The sequence below is a fragment of the Cellulomonas sp. P2_F12 genome (assembly GCF_056403775.1).
Genome location: NZ_JBFUEV010000004.1, coordinates 334,766 through 348,511, shown reverse-complemented (window position 1 = coordinate 348,511; position 13,746 = coordinate 334,766). Strand labels below are relative to the sequence as shown.

The 13,746-nt window shown below is 72.2% G+C and carries 16 protein-coding genes; 7 read left to right on the top strand and 9 right to left on the bottom strand.

Features of this window, described 5'->3' with window-relative positions:
• Positions 1 to 61 precede the first annotated feature (61 nt).
• Together AC1DWH_RS12280 and AC1DWH_RS12275 are read right to left on the bottom strand one after the other, a co-directional pair.
• Complete coding sequence (locus AC1DWH_RS12280; protein ID WP_456843869.1) at positions 62 to 583, bottom strand: TetR/AcrR family transcriptional regulator; 522 nt, start codon at positions 581 to 583, stop codon at positions 62 to 64.
• Positions 580 to 1,497 (bottom strand): SDR family oxidoreductase, encoded by a 918-nt coding sequence (locus AC1DWH_RS12275; protein ID WP_477093907.1) that lies wholly within the window; start codon positions 1,495 to 1,497, stop codon positions 580 to 582. The genes AC1DWH_RS12280 and AC1DWH_RS12275 overlap by 4 nt, the downstream gene beginning before the upstream one ends.
• Positions 1,498 to 1,602: 105 nt before the next feature.
• Here AC1DWH_RS12275 and AC1DWH_RS12270 point away from each other — a divergent pair, with 105 nt between their 5' ends.
• The 3 genes from AC1DWH_RS12270 to AC1DWH_RS12260 all read left to right on the top strand — a co-directional run bounded on the left by AC1DWH_RS12270 (position 1,603) and on the right by AC1DWH_RS12260 (position 4,099).
• Positions 1,603 to 2,442: an aldo/keto reductase gene (locus AC1DWH_RS12270; RefSeq protein ID WP_477066523.1), complete on the top strand. Its 840-nt coding sequence runs from the start codon at positions 1,603 to 1,605 to the stop codon at positions 2,440 to 2,442.
• A 92-nt stretch (positions 2,443 to 2,534) separates the two neighbouring features.
• Positions 2,535 to 2,879, top strand: a complete 345-nt coding sequence (locus AC1DWH_RS12265) for a YciI family protein (RefSeq protein WP_477093906.1) — start codon at positions 2,535 to 2,537, stop codon at positions 2,877 to 2,879.
• The gene (locus AC1DWH_RS12260; RefSeq protein WP_477093905.1) at positions 2,876 to 4,099 is read left to right on the top strand and encodes an RNA polymerase sigma factor; all 1,224 of its coding nucleotides are present in this window, start codon (positions 2,876 to 2,878) and stop codon (positions 4,097 to 4,099) included. Before AC1DWH_RS12265 ends, AC1DWH_RS12260 begins: the two co-directional genes overlap by 4 nt.
• On the opposite strand, the gene AC1DWH_RS12255 is transcribed toward AC1DWH_RS12260, so the two are convergent.
• A complete protein-coding gene (locus AC1DWH_RS12255; protein ID WP_477093904.1) occupies positions 4,062 to 4,703 on the bottom strand; it encodes a GNAT family N-acetyltransferase in 642 nt (213 codons plus the stop codon). The two genes, AC1DWH_RS12260 and AC1DWH_RS12255, sit on opposite strands and share 38 nt — an antisense overlap.
• 28 nt (positions 4,704 to 4,731) lie before the next feature.
• Between AC1DWH_RS12255 and AC1DWH_RS12250 the strand changes: the two genes are divergently transcribed.
• Complete coding sequence (locus tag AC1DWH_RS12250) at positions 4,732 to 5,106, top strand: DUF5655 domain-containing protein (RefSeq protein WP_477093903.1); 375 nt, start codon at positions 4,732 to 4,734, stop codon at positions 5,104 to 5,106.
• Between the two features lie 2 nt (positions 5,107 to 5,108).
• Here AC1DWH_RS12250 and AC1DWH_RS12245 read toward each other — a convergent pair whose 3' ends face one another.
• Positions 5,109 to 6,344 (bottom strand): RNA polymerase sigma factor, encoded by a 1,236-nt coding sequence (locus AC1DWH_RS12245; protein WP_477093902.1) that lies wholly within the window; start codon positions 6,342 to 6,344, stop codon positions 5,109 to 5,111.
• A gap of 28 nt (positions 6,345 to 6,372) precedes the next feature.
• Positions 6,373 to 6,798, bottom strand: a complete 426-nt coding sequence (locus AC1DWH_RS12240) for a YciI family protein (RefSeq protein ID WP_477093901.1) — start codon at positions 6,796 to 6,798, stop codon at positions 6,373 to 6,375.
• Between the two features lie 149 nt (positions 6,799 to 6,947).
• Between AC1DWH_RS12240 and AC1DWH_RS12235 the strand changes: the two genes are divergently transcribed.
• Positions 6,948 to 7,598: a class I SAM-dependent methyltransferase gene (locus tag AC1DWH_RS12235; protein ID WP_477093900.1), complete on the top strand. Its 651-nt coding sequence runs from the start codon at positions 6,948 to 6,950 to the stop codon at positions 7,596 to 7,598.
• Positions 7,599 to 7,645: 47 nt separating this feature from the next.
• On the opposite strand, the gene AC1DWH_RS12230 is transcribed toward AC1DWH_RS12235, so the two are convergent.
• Complete coding sequence (locus AC1DWH_RS12230) at positions 7,646 to 9,463, bottom strand: adenylyl cyclase (RefSeq protein ID WP_477093899.1); 1,818 nt, start codon at positions 9,461 to 9,463, stop codon at positions 7,646 to 7,648.
• Positions 9,464 to 9,713: 250 nt separating this feature from the next.
• Entirely contained in the window at positions 9,714 to 10,241 is a 528-nt protein-coding gene (locus tag AC1DWH_RS12225) for a hypothetical protein (RefSeq protein ID WP_477093898.1), read from the bottom strand.
• Positions 10,242 to 10,464: 223 nt separating this feature from the next.
• Between AC1DWH_RS12225 and AC1DWH_RS12220 the strand changes: the two genes are divergently transcribed.
• The gene (locus AC1DWH_RS12220; protein ID WP_477093897.1) at positions 10,465 to 10,875 is read left to right on the top strand and encodes a DUF6855 family protein; all 411 of its coding nucleotides are present in this window, start codon (positions 10,465 to 10,467) and stop codon (positions 10,873 to 10,875) included.
• A 70-nt stretch (positions 10,876 to 10,945) separates the two neighbouring features.
• Complete coding sequence (locus AC1DWH_RS12215; protein WP_477093896.1) at positions 10,946 to 11,503, top strand: SRPBCC family protein; 558 nt, start codon at positions 10,946 to 10,948, stop codon at positions 11,501 to 11,503.
• Here AC1DWH_RS12215 and AC1DWH_RS12210 read toward each other — a convergent pair.
• Together AC1DWH_RS12210 and AC1DWH_RS12205 are read right to left on the bottom strand one after the other, a co-directional pair.
• Positions 11,500 to 11,907 (bottom strand): DUF3224 domain-containing protein, encoded by a 408-nt coding sequence (locus AC1DWH_RS12210; RefSeq protein ID WP_477093895.1) that lies wholly within the window; start codon positions 11,905 to 11,907, stop codon positions 11,500 to 11,502. The two genes, AC1DWH_RS12215 and AC1DWH_RS12210, sit on opposite strands and share 4 nt — an antisense overlap.
• A gap of 62 nt (positions 11,908 to 11,969) precedes the next feature.
• The gene (locus AC1DWH_RS12205; RefSeq protein WP_477093894.1) at positions 11,970 to 13,313 is read right to left on the bottom strand and encodes an HNH endonuclease signature motif containing protein; all 1,344 of its coding nucleotides are present in this window, start codon (positions 13,311 to 13,313) and stop codon (positions 11,970 to 11,972) included.
• Between the last annotated feature and the right edge of the window lie 433 nt (positions 13,314 to 13,746).

The following is a 13,746-nucleotide window of genomic DNA, read 5'->3' as shown; positions in this document are numbered from 1 at the left end:
CACGGGCAGGCTGCCACGCGGACAGCCCCGGAAGCACGACCTTTCCACCGACCTCCGACAGTCAGCCGACCAGCAGGCCGACCGCCCGGTGCAGGTCGTCCCGCACGTGCTCGGGGTCCGCCCCGGGCGTCAGGGTCACGCCGTGCACCAGCCCGAGCACCTGGTCGAGCAGCCGGTCCGCGGGCCACTCGTCGTCGCCGCGCGCGTCACGCAGGGCGGCCACCTTGCGCGCGTGCGACGACACCGACTGCGGGAGCTGCGCCAGCACCCCGGGACGCTCCAGGTTGTGCCAGAGCAGCAGCCGCACCAGCGACGGGTGCGCCCAGTTGAAGTCGAGCACCCGGACGGCGTACCCGGGCAGGTCCGCGGCGTCGAACGGCACGGCGTCGAGCAGCTGCTCGATCCGGTCCTCGATCACCGCGTCGAACAGCTGGTCCTTGCTGCCGAAGTAGGCGTAGATCCGCTGCTTGTTCGCGCCGGCTCGCTCCGCCACGCGGTCGACGCGCGCGCCGGCCAGCCCGCGCTCGGCGAACTCGTCGGCGGCTGCGTCGAGGATCCGGCGCGGCGTGTCCGCGGCCATCATGCGGGCAGGCCCGTCCCGGTCAGGTCCTGGGAGACGGCCCACAGGCGCGCGGCGGTGTCCTCGTCGCGCATCCGGCGGTTGAGCTTCGTCGGGCCCGTAGGGCCGACGAGCCCGAAGCGCCCCGACGGTCCGTAGTAGCCGCCCTCGGCCGCCAGCGGGTCCGTCGCCGCGAAGAGCATCGGTTCGGCACCCTCGGGCGGCAGCTGCGACGGGACGAACGGCAGGCTGCCGATGGGCGAGCGGTGCGACCCGTCGCGGCCCAGCGACGCCCCGGCCGTCTGCAGGTTGGTCTGCGTGAACCCGGGGTGGGCCGCATTGCTCATCAGCGGCCAGCCGCGCTGCGCGCTGACCCGGGACAGGTGGCGGGCGAGCATCAGGTCCGCCAGCTTCGACTGTGCGTACGAGCGGGTGGGGCTGTACCGCCGACGGGTCCACTGCAGGTCGTCGAATCGGATCCGCCCCACGTTCGCCATGCCGCTGCTCATGGTGGTGACCCGCCCGGCCGGCCCCGCCAGCAGCAGCGGCAGGAGCCGGTTGGTCAGCGCGAACGGGCCGAGGTAGTTGGTGCCCAGCTGCAGCTCGAACCCGTCCTCGGTCTCGAACCGCGTCGGCGGGGCCATCACGCCGGCGTTGTTGACCAGGGTGTCGAGGTGGTCGAGCTCGCTGCCCAGGGCGTCGGCGAACGCCTGCACCGACGCCAGCGACGCGAGGTCGACGATCCGCACCTCGGCCGACGCGTCGGGGTGCGCGGCCCGGATCTCCGCGAGGGCCTTCTCGCCCTTCTCCGCGGTGCGCACCGCGAGCACCACATGCGCCCCGGCGGCGGCCAGCCGCTCGGCCGCCTCCCGGCCCGTGCCGCTGTTGGCGCCGGTGACGACGACGGTGCGCCCGGTCTGGTCGGGGACTGCGTACATCTGAGGCTCCTCGCCAAGAACAACCAACTAGTTAGTTGGCAATCTGTCACGCATGCCCGCCACGGTCAAGAGGCAGCCGCGACCCCGAGAGGGTCGAATAGGAGGATGAACACCACCGTTCCGACCATCCGCCTGAACAACGGCGTCGAGATCCCGCAGCTGGGCTTCGGCGTCTTCCAGATCGACCCGGCCGAGACCAAGGACGCGGTCCTGCAGGCCTTCGAGGTGGGCTACCGCCACATCGACACCGCGCAGATGTACAAGAACGAGCAGGGCGTCGGCGAGGCCGTCGCCGCGTCCGGCCTGTCCCGCGACGAGGTCTTCATCACCAGCAAGCTGAACAACGACGCGCACGACCCCGAGGACGCCGCGATCGCGTTCGACCTGACGCTCGACACGCTCGGCCTCGACCACGTCGACCTGTTCCTCATCCACTGGCCGATCGCCATGGTCAGCGACTTCGTCGAGACCTGGAAGGCGATGGAGGACTTCTACCGGTCCGGCCGCGCCAAGGCGATCGGCGTCTCCAACTTCCAGCCGCACCACCTGCGCCGCCTGAACGCCGAGACCACGATCACGCCGGCCGTCAACCAGGTCGAGGTGCACCCCTACCTGACGCAGGAGGAGGTGCGGGCGTTCGACACCGAGCACGGCATCGCCACCGAGGCGTGGAGCCCGATCGCGCAGGGCAAGGTGCTCGACGACCCGATCATCGTGCGGATCGCCGAGTCGCTGGGAAAGACCCCCGCGCAGGTCACGCTGCGCTGGCACCTGCAGCGCGGCGACATCGTGTTCCCCAAGTCGGTGACCCGCAGCCGCATCGAGGAGAATTTCGCGCTCTTCGACTTCGAGCTGAGCGACGTCGACCTGGCGGACATCTCCAGCCTCAACCGGGACGAGCGCACGGGCCCGAACCCGGACACGTTCGACTACGTGCCTCGGTAGATTTCGAGGACCCTGTCGATCCGGCTGATCACCGTTCGTACAGACGGTGAGCAGCCGGACCGACGCCGGCGCCGAACACCGAGGAGGACGCCATGAGCCACTACCTGCTGAGCGTGATGGAGCCCGCCGGACCCATGCCGGACGCCGAGTTCCTCGACCCAATCATCAAGGCGGTCGGCAAGGTCGACCAGGCCATGAAGGACGCCGGCATCTGGGTCTACGCCGGTGGCCTGCACGACCCGAGCACCGCGACCGTGCTGCGCGCCAAGGACGGCGACGTCATCCCCACCGACGGCCCCTTCGTCGAGGCCAAGGAGCACCTGGGAGGTTTCACGATCATCGACGTGGACGACCTGGACGCGGCGCTCGACTGGGGCGGGCAGCTGGCCGTCGCGACGACGCTGCCCATCGAGGTGCGGCCGTTCCGCTACCAGTGACGCGGGTCGACGACGGCGCCGTCGCGAGCGTCTTCCGCGCCGAGCACGGCCGCGCGGTCGCCGTCCTGGCCCGGACCTTCGGCGACCTCGACGTCGCCGAGGAGGCCGTGCAGGAGGCGTTCGTCGCGGCCGTGCAGCGCTGGCCGGTCGACGGGCTCCCGCCGAGCCCGGCCGGCTGGATCATCACCACGGCCAAGCGCAAGGCCATCGACCGGCTGCGCCGGGAGGCGTCGCGCGACGACCGGCACGCCCAGGCGGCGCTGCTGCACGAGCGCGAGGAGCCGGTGGAGGTGGGACCCGTGCGGGACGACCGGCTCCGGCTGCTGTTCACCTGCTGCCACCCGTCGCTGTCCCTCGAGGCGCAGGTGGCGCTGACGCTGCGGCTGCTGGGCGGGCTGACCACCGAGGAGATCGCGCGGGCGTTCCTGGTGCCGGCACCCACCATGGCGCAGCGGCTGGTGCGCGCCAAGGGCAAGATCCGCGACGCCCGCATCCCGTACCGGGTCCCCCGGGACGCCGACCTCCCCGACCGCCTGCGCGCGGTGCTCGCCGTGGTCTACCTCGTGTTCACGACGGGTTCGGGGGCGCTCACCCGGCAGGACCTCTGTGCGGAGGCGATCCGGCTGGGCCGCGTGCTGGTCGAGCTCATGCCCGACGAACCCGAGGCCATGGGCCTGCTGGCGCTCATGCTGCTCACCGACGCCCGCAGGGACGCGCGGGTCGCGGCCGACGGGTCGCTGGTCCTGCTGAAGGACCAGGACCGCTTGCGCTGGGACGACGCCTCGTTGGAGGAGGGTCGCGAGCTCGTGCGGCGCTGCCTGCGACGCGACCACCTCGGTCCGTACCAGCTGCAGGCCGCGATGCAGGCGGTGCACAGCGAGCCGGCGGGGACCGACTGGCGGCAGATCGTGATCCTCTACGACCAGCTGATGTCGATCGCCCCGAGCCCCGTCGTGGAGCTCAACCGGGCCGTCGCGGTCGCCGAGCTCGAGGGTCCGACCGCGGGGCTCGCGCTGGTGGACGACCTGCCGCTCGACCACTTCTACCTGTTCCACGCGGTCCGCGCGGACCTCTTGAGGCGTCTCGACCGACCCGCCGACGCCATGACCGCGTACGACGACGCGCTCGCCCTCACGCCCACCGAGGCGGAGCGCGCGTTCCTGCAGCGCAGCCGCGACGCGCTCAGCGCAGCCGGGCCACCAGCGCCGCCCGCACCGTGAACCACTCCGCAGCGACGATCGAGAAGTAGGCCGTGTCCCGCAGGCCACCGTCCGTCGCGACGGTGTGCACGCGCCGCACGCCCTCGAACCGGCCCCCGATCCGCTCGATGGCCGCGCGCGACGCTGCGTTGCGGGCGTCGGTCTTCAGGGTCACCCGCAGGGTCCGCCACGTCTCGAACGCGTGGGTGAGCAGCAGCAGCTTCGCCTCGGTGTTGACCGCGGTCCGTTGTGCCGACGCCGCGTACCAGGTGCTGCCGATCTCGGCGACGGACGGCGGGAACTGGTCGCTCGGCGCGCCGCCGACCCCGATCCCGGGCGGCCAGGGCGCCGGGTCCTGGAACACCTCGAGGTCGAGGAACCGCGTGCTGCCGACGATTGTGTCGTCGGCCAGGCGTCGCACCGCGAACGGCACCGCGCGTCCCCCCGCGGCGTGCTCGAGGGCGGCGGCGACGTACGCCGCGGTGTCGTCGCGACCCTCCGGCACCCACGTGTACCCGTAGCTCCCACGCTCCTCGGCGGCGGCGCGGGCCAGGCCCTCGACGTGCGAGAGGTCCAGCGGCTCGAGCCGCACGTGCTGACCGGTCAGGGCGAAGGGCTCGATCATGCGGTCATCCTGGCGCAGCATGGTGCCCATGGACGAGCGCGTCTGGACCGTGGACGACCACCTGCGCGATGCGGACCCCGCCCACGTCGAGCTGTGGCGGGCGTTCGCGGCGCTGGTCGAGTCGACGGGACCGGTCACCTACGCCGTGGCGAAGACGACGATCACGTTCAAGGGTCCGCGGCGCGGGTTCGCCGGCGCCCGCCCCACCCGCCGGGGCGTCGACGGCTACCTCGACACGATGCGCTCGCTCGACGGCGACCCCCGGATCCTGCGGTCGTCGCCCTACCTCACGCGCCTCTACGTCAACCACTTCCGGATCAGCACGCTCGCGGACCTCGACGACACGTTCGCCGGCTGGGTCCGGGAGGCGTCCGCCGTCGGAGCCGGCGCCCACCTGGCCTGACGTCAGCCACCACCCGCGACCGTCGCGGAACGCGCCATGAGCAGGTTCCGCTCCCGCTGGGTGGGTGCCAGGGCCGCGGCGCGCTCGAGCTGGTCGGCGGCCTCGTCGGTGCGCCCGAGCCGGATCAACACGTCCGCACGGACCGCGCCGTACAGGTGGTAGCGGACCAGCCGGGGGTCGTCGGCGACGGCGTCGAGGGCCGCCAGCGCCGCCTCCGGCCCGTCCGCGTACAGGACCGCGACGGCCCGGTTGAGCTCGACGACCGGCGACGGTGCCAGCTGGGCGAGGGCGTCGTACAGCGCGACGATCGCCTCCCAGTCGGTCTCCTCGAAGCTTCTGGCACGGCTGTGGCACGCCGCGATCGCCGCCTGCACGGTGTACGGGCCGAGCGGCCGGCCCAGCGTCGTCGACCGGGCCAGCGCCGCGAGCCCGTGCTCGATCAGCGCGCTGTCCCACCGCTTGCGGTCCTGGTCCTGCAGCAGCACCCCGTCGCCGCGGGCGTCGAACCGGGAGGCCTGCAGCTCCATGAGCGCCACCAGCCCGTGCACCTCGGGCTCGCGCGGCAGCAGCCCCGCGAGCACCCGGCCCAGCCGCATCGCCTCGTCGGCCAGGTCCCGGCGGACCCACGTGGGACCCGTCGTCGCCGAGTGCCCCTCGGTGAAGATCAGGTAGACCACCTCGAGCACGGAGCTGAGCCGGGCCGGCATCTGGTCGGCCTGCGGCACCTCGAACGGCACGTGCGCCTCGGCCAGCGTCCGCTTTGCGCGCGAGACGCGCTGACCGATCGTCGGGGACGGCACCAGGTAGGCGCGCGCGATCTCGTCCGTGGTCAGGCCGCCGAACAGGCGCAGGGTCAGCGCGATCCTCGACTCGCGGGGCAGCACCGGGTGGCAGGTCAGGAACACGAGCGAGAGCAGGTCGTCGCCGATCGGCTCGTCGACGATCCGGTCCGCCGGCGGTTCGTCGGCGAGCCCGTGCGCCACGATCGCGTACTTGGTGCCGCGGTTCTGCTCGCGCCGGATGAGGTCGATCGCGCGGTGCCGGGCCGTGACCATCAGCCACGCGCCCGGCTGGTCGGGCACGCCCGTCGTCGGCCACTGCTCGAGGGCCGCGACGAACGCGTCCTGGGCCAGCTCCTCCGCCAGCCCGACGTCCCGGACCAGGCGGGTGAGCGAGGCGATGAGCCGCGGCGACTCGATCCGCCAGATGACCTCGACCGTGCGTCGCGCGTCGGTCATCGCCCCGCTCCTCGTCAGGCTTGCGTCGTCAGGCTTGCGCCTTCAGGCGGTCGACGATCGCCTGCTCCCGCTCGAGCACCTCGGGCGAGACCACCTTGGCGAAGTCCTCCATCTCGAAGAACGGCCGGATCTCGAGCACGGACACCATGCCCTCGGTGGTCGGACACCGCTTGGCCCACTCGACGGCCTCGTCGAGCGAGCTGACCTGCCAGATCCAGTAGCCGGCGACGATCTCCTTGGCCTCGGCGAACGGCCCGTCGACCACCGAGGTCTCGTGCCCGTCGAACACCAGCTTCACGCCCGCGCTGCTGGGCTGGAGACCCTCGCCGCCGAGCATGATCCCGGCGTTCACCAGCTGCTCGTTGTAGACGTTCATCACCCGGAACATCTCGTCGGTGGGCGCGACCTTGCCCTCGTCCGCGCCGGAACCCTTGATCATGACCAGGACCTTCATGGCTGTCTCCTCACGGTGGGTGCCCGCTCGACGCTAGTGCCGGGTCGGGGCCTTCACCAGGTCGTCGAACGGGGACCGGCGTTCTTCGACCGGGTGTGCCGACGAGTTTTCACCGGGCACCCCGCGCGGCCCGCTCCTAGCGTGGACGGATGACTGCTCCCGACGACCTCGAGGGCATCGCCCGCTTCTGGGACGGTGCGGCCGCCGCGTTCGACGACGAAGCCGACCACGGCCTCCGTGACGCCGGGACCCGCGCCGCCTGGGCGGCGCGGCTGGCGGGCTGGCTGCCCGCCGGCCCCTGGGACGTGCTCGACCTCGGGTGCGGCACGGGGTCGCTGACGGCGCTCCTCGCCCAGGCAGGTCACCGGGTCACGGGCGTCGATGTCTCGCCGCAGATGATCGAGCGGGCCCGGGCCAAGCTCGACGTCGCCGGGCTGCCGGCGACGTTCGTCGTCGGCGACGCCGCGCACCCGCTCGGCGACCAGGTCGACGTGGTGCTCGCGCGCCACCTGCTGTGGACCCTGCCGGACCCGCACACGGCGCTGTCTCGATGGGTCTCGCACGTCCGTCCCGGCGGCACCCTCGTCCTGGTCGAGGGCCGCTGGTCGGCGGTCGAGGGCTCCTCGTACGCCTCGGACGCCCCGGTCCTCCCCTGGGACGGCGGTGTCTCCGCGGCGGACCTCGTGGACGTCGTCCGCCCGCTCGTCGGCGCGCTGCGGGTCGAGAACCTGAGCGACGACGACGTCCTGTGGGGCGGACCGGTCACCGACGAGCGGTACGCCGTGGTCGCGAAGGTCTGAGACGCGACGAGGGGCCCGACCGGAGGCCGGGCCCCTCGTCCGTCAGATCACGGCGCCGGGTACTCCAGCACCACGCTCGGACCCTGGATGGTCGGGGTCACGGGGTCACCCACGTCGTTGACCACGTGGTCGATCGTGCCCGCCGCGTTCAGCGAGACGGTCAGGATGTCGTGCAGCCGCACGCCCGGCGTGACCGGCACCTCGTACGCCCGGGTGGCGTGCAGGGTCGGGTTCACGTTGGTGTAGATGTAGCTGCCCATGCCCCAGGCCTCGTGGGTCTTGACCTTGTCGCCCACCTTGTAGGCGGCCCAGCCGTTCACCCCGTCGTGCTGCCAGGACGCCTGGTCGGGGGCGTCGTACGGCAGCTCGTTCTGGAACATGATCGTCTTGCCCCGCTCGCCGTTCCAGACGACGTTGTACTTCTGGAAGTGCTCGGAGAACAGGCCGGTCGCGGTCACGTCGTTGCCGTTGACCAGCACGCCGGTGTCGGCGGTGTTGATCGTCCAGCCGACGCCCGTGCCGTGGTCTGCCCGCCAGGCCCACGTGTGGTCGATGATCGTCTGGTTGGTGTTGACGACGAGGCTGTTGGTGGCCTTGCCCACGTGCTCCCCGCCGATCCGGAAGAACACGTCCTGCACCGCGGTCGGGTTGCTCGCGCTGCTCAGCAGGGGCTTCTTGAGCCTGGCGTCGAGCGCCGAGATCTTGGTGCCCAGCTGCAGCAGCGCCGGCGAGTTCGTCGGGCCCGCGTCGAACATGAGGCCGGCGATGTCGATGCCGGGGACGTCCAGCGTCTGCATGGCCACCACGCCGTTGTCGGGGACGATCGTCGCCAGGCCGAGGCCCAGCACGACGGCGTTGGGCCACAGCACGTTGAGCGTCTTGCTGACGTGGTAGACGCCCGGTGTGAACAGCAGGTTCTTGCCGACGGCGAGAGCCGCGTTGATCTTCGCCGCGCTGTCGCCGGGCTTGGCGACGAAGAAGCTGCTGATCGGCAGCGACCGGCCCGGCGTGCTGCCGTTGGCCCACGTGGTCCCCGTGGTGTTCGTCTGCGCCGACGGCACGAACACGTTGTACTTCCCGGCGGCGTCGACATAGAGGTACGGCTTCTCGCGCGAGGCCGGGTTGGTGTCGAGCGTCGTGTACTTGTTCCCGCCCGCGAAGTCGGTGGCCGGAGCGCCCTGGACCCCGGCGAAGACCTGGTTCCACACGCTGTTGGTCCAGGTGGCCACCGAGCTGTTGCGGACCAGGAACTGCTGCTGGCTCCCGTTGATGACCAGCGGCAGGGCCGAGTCCGCGATGAAACCGCCCGACGCGTACTGCGGACCGTCGGTGCAGTAGTCCATGAGGCTGACGTTGGCGCCGGTCACGCTCACGCGCCGCATCGGAGCGGCCTGCGAGACGGCCCAGAAGTTGGCCGAGCCGCGGCAGCCGTCGGCGTTGCCCACCTGGTAGTGGATGCTCAGGTTGGACAACGAGCGCCAGAAGTTCACCAGCGCGGTGCAGTCCGACGGGGCTCCGGGTGCCGTCGGGAAGCACTGGTTGTAGACCTCGATCGCGCCGTTGATCACGACGTCGCCGGGGTTCTGGCCCAGACCGGCGACCTCGGTGAAGTAGCCCACCTGGAAGCGCAGCGGCTGCTCCGGGGTGCCGTACGTGCCGGGCTTGAACAGCAGCGCGTAGCGGCCGTCACCGAACTGCGCCGGGACCTGCTTCGCCGCGATCGCGTCGACCGTCGCCTGGATGTCCGCGATCGGCTGGCTGGGGTCGAACACGATCACGTTCGGGCCGAGGTCGGTGGGTGCCGACGCCTCCGCCGGGGCCGCGACCAGCGGCACGAGCGCGAGGCTCAGCGCCGCGACGACCACTGCGGTCGTCCGCCGGCGGTGGGGAGCCGCTGTCGCTGGTCGGTTCTGAGCATGCTGACGCCTACGAAGGAGCATGGGGGTTGGACCTTTCTCCGCACACAGGGCACGTCCGAGGACGGGCCCTCGCACGCGAGGGGGCACCGTCGTTGGCGCCGTGCACCGGACTTTTTGTTGCCGGCCAGGACAAAAGGTACTAGTCAGGTGACTCGTGTCAACCCTGACAGGTCAGTAAGTGTTCGGCCCTCGCGCCTCAGCCGCGGGCGGCCCTCGTCCCGGCGAGCCGCCGGATCCACGGCGGCGTCCCCCGGCCGCGGACGGCGTCCGTCGCGAGCCGCAGGCGGGCCGCGGCCACCTCGGACCGGCTCACCTCGACCACCGCGCGCGCCGCCGACGGGCGGACCGGCGCGGCGGCGTCGGCGGCCACGAAGTCGACGTCGTCGCCGCCCCCGCGGTCCTCCAGGGCCTGGAGCACGTCGAGCGACAGACCGGCGAGGAACGCGTCGTCGTCGGCCGTGGCCAGGGGCGACGACGCCAGCAGCGCGAGCGCGTCGAGCCCGACCGAGCGCCGGCTGTCGTCGTCGGCGAACGCCAGGTCCACGGCCCACTGCACGCGTGCCCACCACTGGGCCCGGGCGTCGGCCGCGCTGCGCTGCCGGACGGTGAGGATGCCGACGATGAGGGCGCCGATCGCGCCGATCGCGGCCACCAGCGGCCCGAGGGTCGCGACGATGACGTACCAGGGCTCCTCGGACAGCGCCGCACTCATCAGGCCTGACATCCCACCTCTTCCGTCTTCCGTCGACGACGCAGGCGAGCGTATCGGGCACCCCCGACGGCCACCCGCCGGCGTCAGTCGGAGGCGTCGAGGACCTCCGCGAGCCGGCGCAAGATCATGCTGCGCCAGCCGCCGCCCATGATCCGGCGGGACAGCTGTCGTTCCCTCCGGGCCCGCCAGGACGGATAGTGGGGACGAACCGCCGCGACGCTCGAGGGAGAGACCGATGGCCGGCACGGGAACCAAGGACGACCCCTGGCAGCTGACGACGGCACCCGGCTCGTCCGCGTACACGATGTACCGCGACGAGTCCGCCAACCCACCCGCCCTCGTCTGCCAGGTCGGCTCGACCACCCTGAAGTACCACCTGAGCGCGATCGAGGACCTGCACGCGTGGCTGCTCGCGCAGGGCGACGCGGTTCCGCTCGGTGCGGCCGACGAGCAGAAGCCGGCCGCCGCGGGGACCGTCGAGGCGTGGGGTCGCGACGAGAGCAACCCCGTCGGCGGCTGGTACGGGCTCCGCAAGGGGTACCGCGGCCGGTTCGGCATGTACCTGCCGCCGCTGCTCGAGGCGCTCGGCCTGGTCGAGCTGACGCACGACGCGCGGAACAACACCGTCCGCGCGATCCCCTCCTGAGGAGCGGCTGAGGGCACACGCCGCTCGAGCTGCTCGCCGCCCTAGCCTGGGTCCCGACGACGGGGGACCCATGAGCATCGCGGTGGCCTGGGGCGTGACCGCGGCCGAGCAGGGGCGCGAGTACCCCTGCGACGCCCTCGTGCCGGCCCCGGCCCGCCGGCTCTTCCGCGGCGTCGACGTCCTCGCGCCGCCCGAGGTCGTCTACCGGTGGCTGTGCCAGTTCCGCGTCGCGCCGTACAGCTACGACTGGATCGACAACGGGGGCCGACGGAGCCCCCGGACCGCGCTGCCCTGGACGTGGGAGCTGGAGGTCGGGCAGCGGTTCTCGCGGATCTTCACGCTCGACTCGTTCGTCGCCGACCAGCACCTGACGGTCCGGATGGCACCGGGGGCGGGCCGGCGACTGTTCGGCGACGTCGCCCTCACCTATGCCCTCACCCCGGGTCCGACGCACACCCGGCTCGTCGCGGTCCTCCGGGTGCCCGAGCCGCGCACCCGGACCCGAGCCGTGCGGACCTGGCTCCTGGCCTGGGGCGACCTGGTGATGATGCGCAAGCAGCTCCGCACCTTCGCCGGCCTGGCGGAGGCCGAGCACGCCCGCACCACTGGCCGCGGGACCGCGAGCTAGTCGAGCGTGTACTCGAGCCGCAGCCGGTGCGTGCCGTCCGCGTCGACCGAGATCACGCCGGTGCCCGCGATGCCGAGGAGCTCCCCGGTGCCGCTCGACGGGACGACGACCAGGTGCTCGTCGAACCGGTCCGTCCCGTGCGTCGATGCGGCATGGACGTAGTTGAAGCTCCCGCTCCGACCGTCCAGCGACCCCTCGAACGACTCCATCGCCACGTACGTCCCCACCCCCCGGGCCGGGTCGAAGGCGGACGTGAACAGCGTGGTCGACCGGCCGTCGATCCCGCCGGAGTACTGCTTGGCCATCGTGGCCACGCCGACTGCCAGCGCGGTCACCACCGGATCCTCCTCGGCGATCGGCACGCCGACGAAGCCGCTGACGGTGAAGGTCCCCTCGGTGATCATCCGTGCACGCTAGCGACGGCCTCCGACATCCGGATCGCGGCCGGGGTGACCGCACCCGCTCCCTAGAAGGGTGGGTCGCCGAGCTCGGCCGGCGGTGGTGGTGGTGGTCGGTGGGTGTGGAGGTCGGGGGTGGTGTGGATGAGGGCGGGGTGGCGGGCGTAGGTCAGGCCGTGTCGGTCGGTCCAGGTGGAGACCCCGGTGGCGGGGCTGTAGGTGACGTTCCACCAGCCTTCGGTCTTGGCTTGGTGGTGGTGTTTGCACAGCGCGTGCAGGTTCGCCTCGCACGTCTGCAGCTTGTGCGGGTCGTCGCCGCGGTGGTGGTTGTAGGGGGTGCGGTGGTCGAGTTCGCAGCGGGTGGCGGGTTGGCGGCAGCCGGGGAAGGTGCAGGTGACGTCCCGGGCTTGCACGGTCCGGGTCAGGTCCGCCCCGGGGCGGTACGACGTCGTGCCGACGGCGCAGACCTGCCCGGTGGTGTCGGTCAGGACGGCGCGCCAGGTGCCGTCCTGGGCGAGCTCGCGGGCGACCTGCGCCGGGACCGGACCGTACGACCCGAGGAACCCGGGCGCGTCGTCCAGGCCGAGCAGCGTGGTGGCGGCCACGGAGAGTTGGACGGCGACCCTCTGCCCGTGCTTACGAGGCAACGGGGTGCCGTCGGGGGTGGCTTGCCGGTCCAGGATGGCGGTGAACACGTCACTGAACGCGTCCGCCCGCCGCTGGTCCACGGTGCGCTCGTCGCCGTCGAGGGCGGCGTGCCCGGCCAGGGCGTCGATCGCGGTGAACGCCGCCGTGGCCTCGGCGGCGGGTAGGTAGGCGACCAGTCGGGCCATCGCGTCGGGGGCCAGGATGAGGTCGATGCCGCGGCGGTCACGTTCGGCGAGGCGACGCTTCTCCACCAGGGCGGGGTTCAGCGCGATCAGGGTGGCGCGCACGTGCCGCGCCAGCTGCGGCGCCGTCAACTCGGAGGACCGGGCGATGGCGTCGTCGATCACGGCCCGCACCGCGCCCGCCTCGAGCCCGGATCCGGCCTTGGTGACTTCGTCGAGGATGATGTCGATCTTGCGGGCCTCGATCGCCCCGGCCGCCCACGCGTCGCCCAGGGCCGGGTGCTGGCCGGTGCCCCAGGCGCGCAGGAACACCATCTCCGCCGACCGCCTCGTGCACACCAGCGCGCACGCCAGCTCGTCCGGGACATGCCGCAACGCATCCGTGGTGCGCGCCTCGATCTCGCGGACCACGACGGCTTGGGCGGCCTGCAGCATCGCGATCGCCTGCGCCATCCCCGTCACCGTGTTCACCAACGCCACATCCGAGACCTCCGCCACCGGCACCGACGTCAACAACGCGACCAGCTCACCGACGTTCACGCCGGGCAGCGGGAAGTCTTCGATCGCGCCCAGGTCGATCACCCGTACCCCCGGACCCGCCACCGGTGCCGCCCCCGGGCGCGCGCCGTGACCCGTATCCGCCCACACCAACCCCGACACGGCCGAGGACACGGACCCGGGCGCACCCGGGGACGACCCGGTGTCGGAGGTGGGCGCGAACGCGGGCGCCGCAGCCGCTGTGGTCGGAGACGAGGCGGCCGCAGCTGGCTTGGCGGCGGACCTGGGCGAGGGCCAAGCCTCGGAATCGTCGGAGGCAGACCAAGCTGCAGCCCCGGCCTGAGCCGTGGTCGGGGCAAGGGAAGGCGAGCCGGCGTCAGGTCGACCGACAGCGTGCGCAGCAGTACTGGCGACCTCGACCGTCTCCATCACCGCCGTCACCACGCCACCTCCACCGCACCAACCGCCCGATCCGGGCATAGAACAACTGTACGATCGACCACTGACATTCACCCCT